The organism is Blautia intestinalis (genome assembly GCF_014297355.1).
GTDB classification, from domain to species: domain Bacteria; phylum Bacillota; class Clostridia; order Lachnospirales; family Lachnospiraceae; genus Blautia_A; species Blautia_A intestinalis.
This window is the reverse complement of sequence record NZ_JACOQE010000003.1, coordinates 27,499-38,961: the sequence shown is the minus strand read 5'-3', so window position 1 is coordinate 38,961 and position 11,463 is coordinate 27,499. Positions and strand designations below refer to the sequence as shown.

At 44.7% G+C, this 11,463-nt stretch carries 9 protein-coding genes; all 9 read right to left on the bottom strand.

Annotation, left to right across the window (positions count from 1 at the left end):
* Window positions 1-23: 23 nt before the first annotated feature.
* Entirely contained in the window at window positions 24-317 is a 294-nt protein-coding gene (gene gatC / locus H8Z79_RS06565) for an Asp-tRNA(Asn)/Glu-tRNA(Gln) amidotransferase subunit GatC (RefSeq protein ID WP_015543113.1), read from the bottom strand.
* 20 nt (window positions 318-337) lie between these two features.
* The gene (aspS, locus tag H8Z79_RS06560) at window positions 338-1,669 is read right to left on the bottom strand and encodes an aspartate--tRNA(Asn) ligase (RefSeq protein ID WP_118039612.1); all 1,332 of its coding nucleotides are present in this window, start codon (window positions 1,667-1,669) and stop codon (window positions 338-340) included.
* An 84-nt stretch (window positions 1,670-1,753) separates the two neighbouring features.
* Complete coding sequence (locus tag H8Z79_RS06555) at window positions 1,754-2,302, bottom strand: ANTAR domain-containing response regulator (protein ID WP_015543115.1); 549 nt, start codon at window positions 2,300-2,302, stop codon at window positions 1,754-1,756.
* Window positions 2,303-2,364: 62 nt separating this feature from the next.
* A complete protein-coding gene (glnA, locus tag H8Z79_RS06550) occupies window positions 2,365-3,672 on the bottom strand; it encodes a type I glutamate--ammonia ligase (protein ID WP_118039613.1) in 1,308 nt (435 codons plus the stop codon).
* Window positions 3,673-3,788: 116 nt separating this feature from the next.
* Window positions 3,789-6,194 carry a transglutaminase domain-containing protein gene (locus H8Z79_RS06545; protein ID WP_118039614.1) on the bottom strand — a complete coding sequence of 802 codons (2,406 nt, stop codon included), beginning with the start codon at window positions 6,192-6,194 and terminating at the stop codon, window positions 3,789-3,791.
* The gene (locus H8Z79_RS06540) at window positions 6,191-7,201 is read right to left on the bottom strand and encodes a DUF58 domain-containing protein (protein WP_118039615.1); all 1,011 of its coding nucleotides are present in this window, start codon (window positions 7,199-7,201) and stop codon (window positions 6,191-6,193) included. Before H8Z79_RS06540 ends, H8Z79_RS06545 begins: the two co-directional genes overlap by 4 nt.
* Before the next feature lie 3 nt (window positions 7,202-7,204).
* On the bottom strand, window positions 7,205-8,143 hold the full coding sequence (locus H8Z79_RS06535) for an AAA family ATPase (RefSeq protein ID WP_118039616.1): 939 nt from the start codon (window positions 8,141-8,143) through the stop codon (window positions 7,205-7,207).
* Between the two features lie 65 nt (window positions 8,144-8,208).
* The gene (locus tag H8Z79_RS06530; protein ID WP_015543120.1) at window positions 8,209-9,066 is read right to left on the bottom strand and encodes a class C sortase; all 858 of its coding nucleotides are present in this window, start codon (window positions 9,064-9,066) and stop codon (window positions 8,209-8,211) included.
* A gap of 266 nt (window positions 9,067-9,332) precedes the next feature.
* Window positions 9,333-11,423, bottom strand: a complete 2,091-nt coding sequence (locus H8Z79_RS06525; protein ID WP_182279226.1) for a SpaH/EbpB family LPXTG-anchored major pilin — start codon at window positions 11,421-11,423, stop codon at window positions 9,333-9,335.
* Window positions 11,424-11,463 lie beyond the last annotated feature (40 nt).

Here is an 11,463-nt window from a genome sequence, read left to right as displayed (position 1 = left end):
CTCCTCTATCCGGATCACTTCTGTTATCCGATGGTCTTCGGTACCTGATACTGTCCTTCTTTTGCCTTCGGTGCATTTGCAAGCATTGCTTCTTTATTGTCTCCGTTTGTTACCACATCTTCACGGAATACATTCTGATCACCAAAGATATGTGAAAGCGGTTCAACCCCTTTGGTATCCAGTTCATCCAGCTTTTCCACATAATCCAGCATCTTCTGCATGTCTTCTTTTGCTTTTTCCTTTGCTTCCTCATTCAAAGAAAGTTTCGCAAGAATGCATACATTTTCTATTGTTTCATCATCTATGATCTTTGCCATTTTTGTTCCTCCTGCTTATCCTACGGCTCCAGTCTGTTCAGATCTCTCGGGAACAGACATGCTTCACGGACATTCTCCTCACCAAGAAGCTGCATAGTCAGACGTTCCAGTCCGATACCAAGACCTCCGTGCGGCGGCATTCCATGTTTGAAAGTATCCAGATACTGCTCCATACCATCTTCTTCCATACCACGGGCAGCAATCTTCGCTTTGAGCTGATTGTAATCATGGATACGCTGGCCTCCGGTTGTTACTTCCAGTCCGTGGAACAGAAGGTCAAAACTTAATGTAAACTTATCATCTGCCGGATCATCCATTGCATAGAATGGACGTTTCTTTGACGGATAATGTGTTACAAAAACAAAATCAGCATCATATTCTTCTTTGAAATATCTTCCGATCAGTGCTTCTTCTTCCGGTTCCAGATCATACGGGTTACGGATCTTGCGGTTATATTTTTCAGCGACAAGTTCTTTTGCCTTGTCAAAACGTACCGCCGGAATCTGATCTACTTTCGGAAGTTCGATCTTAAGGATCTGAAGTTCCTTTGCATAGTCCTTCTTAAGCAGTTCCATCGCATACTGAAGAAATCCTGTTTCCATTCCCATGATATCTTCGAATCCGTCAATATATCCCATCTCAAAATCAAGACTGGTATATTCGTTCAGATGACGTTTGGTATTATGTTTCTCGGCACGGAATACCGGTCCGGTCTCAAACACGCGATCAAAAACACCTACCATCATCTGTTTGTAAAACTGCGGGCTCTGTGCAAGGACGGCCGGTTTGTGGAAATAGCTGAATTTGAAAAGGTTTGCACCACCCTCGGCTCCTCTTGCCCCGATCTTCGGTGTATGGATTTCAGTAAATCCCTGTTCGTAGAGGAAATCACGGAAAGCACGTGTCAACGCTTCCTGAATCTTGAATTTGGAGCGCTCCTGCACATTACGAAGTGCGATCGGACGTAAATTCAGTTTTGCCTCCAGAGAAGTATTTAATTTCCATTTATCAATTGCCAGCGGCATCGGTTCTGCCGGTGTTGAAAGAATCTCTACCTCCCGGATACGGATTTCTCTTCCATGAGGAGCTCTTTCTTCCTCATTCAGAATTCCTTTTACACGGAGGGTCATCGCTTCTTTCAGATCATGAACGGAAAGATTTGCTTTTTCATTCTCAACAACGGTCTGAAAAAGTCCCTCTCTTCTTCTCAGGATCACAAAAGCCACATCGCCCATATTACGGATGCTGTGAACGGCTCCTTCCAGAATAACTTCCTGATTTAAGAGAGAAGTACCTAACAGTTCATCCCATTCGGTTACTTCTTTTTTGTAAATACCGTTCAAAAACTCCATTTCCTCATCCTCCATATATCTCGTCTTTTTATATTGTGAAGTCCGGATCAAAAAAATCCGTTTCTTACTTCCATCATTACTGTATCAGCTTTCATACAACAGCATCAGAAGCATCTGTGCTGTCTCCACCATATTCGTTCCGGAATCCATACTGGATTTCTGGATATACCTGTATGCATCTTCTTCATTTAAATGATTTCGCTGCATCAGCATCATCTTCGCATTGGAAATATAATTCTGTTCTTTCTCCGAACGAAGTTTGGGTTTCTTTTTTTCTTTACGTCTCTTGCGATCCTGCTGCATCAGGATCATGCTGACCGTGTTGACCAGATCACCGGACTTTATCGGCATCTCCACTGAAAGAATAGAGGATGGCACTTCACAGATCACCCTCGCAGATGCCAACAGCAACATTTCAAAATCTCTCGGCAGACACTCAGACAGATCCAGATAGTTCATATCCGGCAGACGATGTCCGCAGATCAGAACACCGCTTCCAAGTTCCGAGGCATTCGAAAGGGCACTTGATGCAGTACTGCATACAGAGGCTACCGTAAATCCGTGACGTTCAAGAACGCTGCGGATTTTTTTGGCATCTTCTATTTTGGGCAATGCAATAACAATACTGCTCATAAAAGTGTCTCTCCTCTTCCCCTTGTCTTATTCATCTCACTTACAGTATGTGTAAAGTCTCATTACAGTCGATACAGATATTCTGCGATTTCCCAGTCAGTTACCTGCCTGGTATATCTCAGCCATTCATTCTTTTTCGCTGCAACATACTGCCTGCAAAATTCCTCACCAAGTACTTCTTTTACCCATGAACTGGACTCAAAATAATCAATTGCTTCCTTTAATGTTTCCGGAAGATGTTCTGCCTGCTGATCCTGTGTCGCAAGATTTGATGATTTTGTCGGTGTAATCTTGTTTTTGATTCCGTCAAGACCTGCGGCAAGGCAGACTGCCAGTACCACATATGGGTTTGCAGAAGCATCAGGGCTTCGGAGTTCTACGCGGATCCCCTCTCCTCTGGTTACCGGAATACGGACCAGCGAATTTTGGTTATTCTCAGTCCATGTAAGTTCTGTCGGTGCATCATATCCCGGAACAAGTCGCTTATAGGAATTGACCAGCGGATTGGTGATCAGCGCCATTTCCTTGCTGTGTGCCAGAAGACCTCCTATAAAATAATATGCATCTTCACTGAGTTCTCCCGGACGGTCTGCGCATTCAAATACATTTTCCCCGTTTTTGATCAGAGAAAACTGGATGTGCATACCGGAACCATTTGCTTCTGTCTTTGGCTTCGGCATAAATGTGGCATGAAGTCCATGGCGTTTTGCCACAATACGAACTGCCATCTTGAAAGTCATGATACAGTCTGCAATGTCACGCACCTCACCATAGCTGAAATCAATCTCATGCTGTGCCGGTGCTGCCTCATGGTGAGAGGATTCTACTTCCATTCCCATATCTTCCAGTGTCAGTACCATATCACGTCTTGCATTCTCACCAAGATCCAGCGGGCTCATATCCAGATAGCCTGCCTTTTCATGTGTTACGGTTGTCGGCATTCCATTATCATCTGTATGGAATAAAAAAAACTCACATTCCGGATCGATATAGCAGGTGTATCCCTCCTGCTCTGCCTCTTTTGCCACACGCTCCAGAATATATCTCGGACTGTTTTTGTATGGTGTGCCATCCGGACAGTAAAGATCACAGATCATTCTCGCAACCTTTCCCTGCTGCGGACGCCACGGCAGAATTGCAAAGGTATCCAGTATCGGGCTGAGATAAAGGTCTGAACCTTTCTCCATATCCATCCCCGCAATCTGTTCGCCGTTGATCATACAGCGATTATCTAACGCACGGGGAAGTTCCCGAGCCGTCACAGCGATATTCTTAATTGCCCCAAACATATCGGTGAACTGAAGACGAATAAATTCTACGTCTTCCTCCTCAACCATCTGCAATATTTCCTCTCTGGTATAATTCCCCATAGTATTCTCTCCTTATATTTGAAAAATAAATAAAAAAAGGGCGTACTTTCGGAAGGTTACCCTCCAAAAGAACGCCTTTGTTCATGCAGGTATTATAGCAACCGACATGGTCTTTGTCAACGTTTTTTTCCACGTACGGACCGCTTTATCTGCCGGCAGAGCTGACGCATCCACAGACGCTCCTCCTCAGTCACCGGTTCATTTCCATAGCTTGCCCTCAGGATCAGTTTCTGAAGTCTGTTGCCATCTTCCTCCGTAAATACAGGACAGAAATCCCTGATAAAGCGAATCGTTCCGCCATCTGCCGCCGTGCAGTCCTTCGACATGCCCTTTTTGTACAGAATACGACAGATATAGCGATAAATCGCCCTCACCGCCTCTGCCGGATCTTCTCCCACTCCGTAACGAGCCCTATGTGCGGCACGGATCTTTATTCCGCTTCCGAGAACAAGCATCAGCAAGCACAGTACAGCGCATAACTTCAGAATATCTGCAAGGTGTCCTGTGAACCACCCAGCAATACGGACTGCAAAACCGGATACACTGATTTCCTCCTCTTCCGTCTCCGTCTTCGCTTCCTCCGGAACACGGTCACTCTGCTCTTTCTCTTCTGTCTGGTCAACAAACTCTGTTTCCATACCCGGTGTCACTTCCACCGGAGTCCATCCGAGAAACGGCTGATAGATCTCCACCCAGGTATGCGCATTGTCATCCTCCAGAACGGCAGTATAAGTCTGGTCAGCATTTTCCGAAAAAAGCTCCTGTGGTGCCACATATCCCACCACATAACGCGCCGGAACGCCAAACATACGGAACATCATCGTCGCAGCCGCCGCAAAATGCATACTGTAGCCTTCCTTTGTGTCATAAAGAAAAGTCTCCACAAAATCCTGGCCGTCCTTCAGCTTGTCCGTATCTGTCTCATAGCTGCAGTCACGAAGAAGTCTTTTTACCACATACTTGCGAATCTCTTCATACTCATCTGCAACTGCCCAGTCCGGCATCTCTGCACCCGTCTCAGATTCTCCCCAGTGATTCTCTTCCTTCGCTTCCGCACATTCCTTCTTCAGCCTTTCAAGCCCTTTTTCCGGAATCTGAAGATCATAGGTACTGCAAAAATTCCGATACGATTTTTCCGTATCATTCAGCACACCGGAAGTATCCTTACCGTCACGATAGCTTTCCAGGATCTCTTTGGCATTGCTTCTCCAGTAGCAGGAAAAAATATCCTCCTGCCTGCTCTGTCCGCACACTGCCCCATCCCCGTTGCTGATCTGATATACATCATTCAAAAAAGCATCATATGGAACATACGTGTACTCCGGGTTGGCATTCAGGTTTTCTACTGTGATCTGGTTCACTGCACTCTCCGACTCCCCGGCATTCTTTCCTGACGACTGCTTCTCATAATACATCGTCCTCAGAAAAGGAAGATTCTGTATATAGATTGTGGAATCTCCGTCTGTTTTCCAGACAGCCGCTGCATTCTGAAAGTTTTCCTCCGCTCCCGGCTCAAAACTGTTCCCTGTATAAGTCTCACCGATATATCCTCTCAGATAGACCGTCTCCGAAGGTCTCTGCACACTGGTCACTTTCAGGGCATCCACCCCGGTAAAAAACACACCGTCTGTCGTTCCGAGTTCTCCGTTGTCCACCCCTCCGGCGATTCCTTCCAGAGAGAGCTGCAGATTTCCCCCTGAAATCTTCGGTAGAAAACTCCACAGAGACTGCAGGAGCCGATTCTGTATTCTTGTCGTGCCTCTTTGAATTGCCGGGATCTCCACTCCTGCCAATGGCATGGAAATACACCATGACGGGACAGATACTACCACGGCAGCAAGAAGTGCCGTCAGCCCCGCTTTCCATCCACAGAAATAGCTCCGCCCTGCAGTAAACAAAAGCAGAATGCTCATTGCCAGAAAATACATCCAGAGATTTCCCGGTCTGCCTCCGGCGATCATCATCAGCGCGACCAGCGGAAACAGTATGGAAAGAATCAGAAGCCAGTTTCTCCTTCTGACAATTCCAGCCCCCAGAAGCCCCGTCACCGGAAAAAGTACAGGCAGCCAGAAGATCACCATATCACCGCTTTCATATGCTCCATACAGCCTCATGTTTCCATGATAGACCTGATTGATCCTGCTCATCACAAAATCAGCTGTCTGATAAAAGCCTGCGGTGATTCTGTTCTGCAGAACAAAACAGACTGCCATATAAAGGATCACGATTGCAAGAAAACCATAGATTCTTCTCGAATCCAACCTTCTGTCCGCATAAAACCAGCTGAAAAACAGGCTGAACAGAAAGATTCCCGGTATCAGAAGCCACAATCTCTCATCCCTTATCGAAAACGCTGAAACCAGACTTCCGGCAAGAACTCCGACCGCCCCAAAAAGCACCAGAAAAGACAGCAACATTCCGCCTTTCTCTGTCTGCTTCTTTTGTGACTGAGGAACATACCCTGAATCCAGGATAAGCACCTCCATATTGTTCTGTTCCTTCTGTGTCTGTTTTTTTCTCATAAACGTCCTTCACCTTCCGGAAAATATCGCTGTATCCGTCCGTCCATCGTGATTCTGACGCCACCATGCTCCGGCACCAGAACATTGTCGGATATTCCCTGACAGATTCCCGGAATACACTCCAGTGCCTGATAAAAAGCTTCCCTTCCGTTCACCTCGAAATGCAGGGCTTCCTTCGTCCCCTTTTCCATCCAGACATATTCAAACAACTGTTCTTTCTCAACCAGCGCATTTCCCAGAGATGCCGCAAGATCCAGAAACTCATCCAGCTGATCAGGCGTTGTCTGTTCTTCCGTCCCGTCCGATGTATCCAGATAAACACTGACCATCCTTCCGGCCGGCATACTGAATTCCTTTACAAGAAGTTCATCTTCCTTGGCACTGAGCTTCCAGTGGATATTTTTGAGCATATCTCCCTGATGGTAATATCTCGTATCAAAAATCTCCTGACTGTCCGTACCTGCCCTGGCTGCATTTTCGTTGTCTTCCTCTTCCCCGTAAAATCCCTGTACTGTTTCCTCGTCCATCAGATGGATCCTGGGGATGACTGCGATTGTCCTGGCAAGAGAAGGAATCCTGATCTTTGCCGAAAAAAGTCCAAGATAGTCGAATACTCTGAGTTCTGTCACACCGACTCTGAAAAAACCGCAATGTACCGGTTCCAGAAAAATCTGCCACGAATCCCTGCTCTTTCTGTCTGCCGCAGTGTGCCGGATGATCCTGCCTGCGCCTGTGACATCCATCACGATCTGGATATCTCCGACCGGAAAAACCGTCGAGTTCTCGATCTCAAGAATAAATTTTTCCCGCTCGCCTCTGGTGACTGCAGAACTTTCCGTCTTCGCCGATACGCGAAGCTTTCCCGCCACATACCATACACCGGCTGCCATACACACTGCAAAAAGAAGCTCAAAAACCAGCAGAAAAAAAGCAAACTCTCCTCTGCCGGCTGCTGCCGCCCACAACGTAGCCAGCACCAGTACCATATATATGATCTTACTTTTCATACCTTATCTCTCCGGTCGCGGCTGTCTGACAGATTTCAGGATCTCCCCGATGATCTGCCTCTGATCTCCCTGACTTAACTTCGCCCTCGCACTGCATTTGAGACGATGCACTGCAGCCGCTGGAAAAACCTCCGCCACATCCTGCGGCAGTACAAATGTACGGTCCTGCATATATGCACTGGCTTTTGCCATCCTGGTCACTGCTATGGCACCACGGGTACTCAGTCCCAGAGACACCAGTTCATGTGAGCGCGTTGCATTTACAAGATCCACGATATATCGACAGACCGTCTCATGGACAAAAATCTCCGAGACTTCTCTCTGCATCCGGGCGAGATCATCCGCACTGATCACAGCCTTTACATCCTTCATTGCCCCAAACCCGGACTGCTCCATCAGAATCTGCACTTCATCCTGAATATCCGGATAGCCCATCTCAATACAGACCATAAAACGGTCCAACTGAGATTCCGGAAGTCTCTGCGTTCCGGCAGACCCGATCGGGTTTTCTGTCGCAATGACGATAAACGGATCCGGAACATTCCTTGTCACACCATCTACGGTAACCGTTCCTTCCTCCATAACCTCAAGAAGCGCAGACTGCGTCTTGGCAGAAGTTCGGTTGATCTCATCTGCAAGAAACAGGTTGCACATCACCGCTCCGGGCTGATAGACAAATGCCTCTTTTTCCTTGATAAACATGGAAAATCCGACAATATCCGACGGCAGTACGTCAGGAGTAAACTGAACACGGTTCTGTGTCAGGTTCATTGCCCTTGCAAAAGCAAGTGCCATGGAGGTCTTGCCGACCCCCGGGATATCCTCGATCAGAATATGACCGCCCGCAAGAATCGCCGTCATTACCTGACGGATACATTCATCCTTGCCGAAAATCACCTTACGGACCTCTCTCATGATCTCTTCTGTTTTTTTATTTTCCATTTTTCACTTTCTCCTGTCTTTCTCAGTATCATCACGATTCACTCTGACCCTGGGTCAGAGTGCTTTTATCCTTTTTTCTTCTTATCATGGTGCCTCTTTATGAGGATCAGTAAAATGATCACACCTTCTGTTACTGCCACACCTGCCATCATAAACAGGAACCATGGCCATACATCTACCACTCGCTTCGCCATTGCCGCCGGGCGGATCTGCGAAACTGTTTTTGCCTTCTCCTCCCCTGTATACGGCACACGGTGTCCTCTCACAAGAAGGCGGTATGTATTGACAGCATACGGTGTGCAGGTGACAAGCGTCACATAATCCTTTCCTTCCACAATATCCAGATCCGAAGTATCCTCCGGATCGACCACCTTGATCTGATCAACTTCATACGCAAGTACCTCATCCAGCACATGAATATAAAACTGATCTTTTTTCTGTACTTTGTCCATATCTGTAAAAAGCTTGGCATCCGGAAGTCCTCTGTGCCCTGTCAGCACACTGTGTGTGCTCTCTCCTCCCAGCGGAAAAGAAGTTTCCGGAATGTAGCCAACTCCCTTGGCCAGAACATCCTGTGATGTACCTTTATATATAGGAAGATTTACATTGATCACCGGCACGGTCAGATAGCCGATCACATCTCCGATATCCAGCATATCCACATGACTGGTGCCTGTCTGCTGCTCACCGATGGCATCCTGGGTAACTGCATTTCCAAGCTGTTCATTATACTGCTGCATGGCTTCCTTTACCGCATCGATTTTTTCTTCATCCATGTCTTTAATCTCATCATTGTACTCCGTGATCGCCTGCGAAGCATGCTTCTGCGCGAGTATATTGCTGATAGTCGGATATAATGCGAGCGAGATTCCCGCAAAGATCAGGATCATACTGAAAATCGTCGTCAGCCTTGGTTTCTTCATGACCTGTAGTTCCTTTCCCTGTGATAGCCGGGGCTTTTGACCCTGCCTCTCATTTGTCTTATATGAAGCGACCTGAGCTGTTTTTCAGACAACTTCATATAAGGCAAATAAGACACACCCACACTCTGCCTTGCGGCAGAGTGACGAGTCTGTCCTGTAGGATTTATTCAAAAAGAGGATTTATGGTAGCTAATTAATGAATTCATGTAACTGTTCAGTACCCTCACAGTCACGAGTCAAAATGCTCTTTAGTCGTTCCTCAATTCTTATTTCACAGTTTTCTTTCTGGATGCGCCGATGATCAGAACACCTGCGAATGCAAGGGCAACACCAAGAGCTGTGATAGCGATTGTACCCATACCACCAGTTACAGGGAGAACAAAACCTTTCTTATTAACAATGGTTTGAACACCTGTAAAATCAAGTCCAGTGTTAGAAGCATCTTTGTCATATTTGAATGTTGCACTGGTTTTCTCATGTTTTACCAAATGCCAAACATCATCTTCACCTTTCGTAAATTCCTTATTATCTGTCCAAGTAGTTGTGTACTTCACATTTAACTCTTTAATTTCTACCGGTTTTGTAAGAAGATTGTATCCTTCTGGTGCCTTTGTTTCTATTACATAATAGTAACCTGCTTCAAGTTTGTCTGCTTCAAAGGTTGATATATTTTCATCCGTCCATTCCTTAACTTTTGTACCCTTTTTAATTTTAGTTTCTGAAGTCAAACCTGCATTATCACATTTATACAGTGCAAAATTTGCACCTTTCAATTCATTATTGTCTTTGTCTGTTTTCTTAATTGTAAATTTAAATGTATAGACAACTGCCTTGTCCTCGATATATGCATGATCCTGTTCTTTTCCCGGATTTGGTTTATCTGTTTCATTGGATTTCGGATAAATTCCGTTTGAATAATCCAGTTTTACAGTGTTTGGATTGCCAGCAACTGTTGTAACAGCATTCCCTGTTAATTTTGCTTTGTAGTATACATAAATATTCCTATTAGCATAAGTTGCAAAAGCATTTGTTACTTTATTCGTATCTTTATTAATAAAATCTAAAATAAATCCATTGCTATTTTTAGTAATTGTATAATCTGTATCTTTTACAAGATCCGTTATTTTATTTGTACACGCTTCATCACTATATAGTTCTACAGTATTCACATCATCTGTAATGTTCATTGGTGTATCTGTAATTTTGAATGTATTAAGTTTTGCAATATTTCCCGGTACAGATACTTTTACACGATATTCAATATCTTTATTAGCTGCTGTATCTGCATCTTTTTGCCATTTAGTATTCTCTTTTACTGTCTTTTCAACATCAGGTCTTTCGTTCTTTACGGTAATAATTGCAGATTTTTTATTATCTGCTTCTCCATCTTTTACATAAGACAGATAATTTCCAGAATTTGCAGCCGGCTTTGTAATTTCACCATTATTTGCAATATCAAATTCATATGCAATGGCTCCATCCATAATATAACCATTCTCTGCACTTACCTCAAAAAGTCTGTAAGAACCATTTCCAAGACCGGAAATCGCGGCACCCTGTCCAAACTGTGTAGCATCTTTCAAGATTGCAACTTCATAATTGTATGCTTTTGTTGTAGCATTATAGCTCACATATTTCCAGGTATTGTCACTGGCTTTTTTCTGAAGTACGAATTGCGCATTTGCCTCAATTGGGACATCTGCAGCATTAACCTTTTTTATAGTAACACCCGCTTCAGTTTTTACATTTTTCGGATATACTGTTACATCATAAATCCATTTTGTTCCAGCATCTGTTTTTTTATTTGTCATCGGAACTGAAACAACAAATTCTGCTGGTGTAGATGAGATATTTGCTGGTGTTTTTGTCTCTTTCACATAGTAGTATCCAAGTTCAAGTGTATTTGTTTCAGTTTTATCTTTTCCAAATACAGCTATACCATCTGCGTTTGTTGTTTGTATAGCATCTGCTTCTTCACCTGCAACCAGCTCTCGTGCCTTTGTCACATCTGATGTGTCACCGACAACTTCAAATTTTTGACCTGTCTTTCCTTTAATGGTTACATTTCCATCAATGTCTGCAACTCGCCAAATTGAAAACTCTGCTCCTTCCAAAGGAAGTGCCTCGGCTGGAAGCTTTTCTACCGCTTCTCCTGTTCCTTCTTCAAGAGTACCCGGCTGACTATTTTTAAAATAATACTTATGGATTGTCAATGATCCTTTCAGCGATGTATCAATTGTAGCAGCAGTCATTTTCGGTGTATTTGTCTCTTCTGCTGCAAATGCAGTTACTGACATGCTGCCCAGCATCATTGCGCCGGCAAGGAGACCGGCAAGGAGTTTTTTGAATTTCTTCATACTCATTTCCTCTCTTTCTCTTTCTTCATTTCCTTTTCCA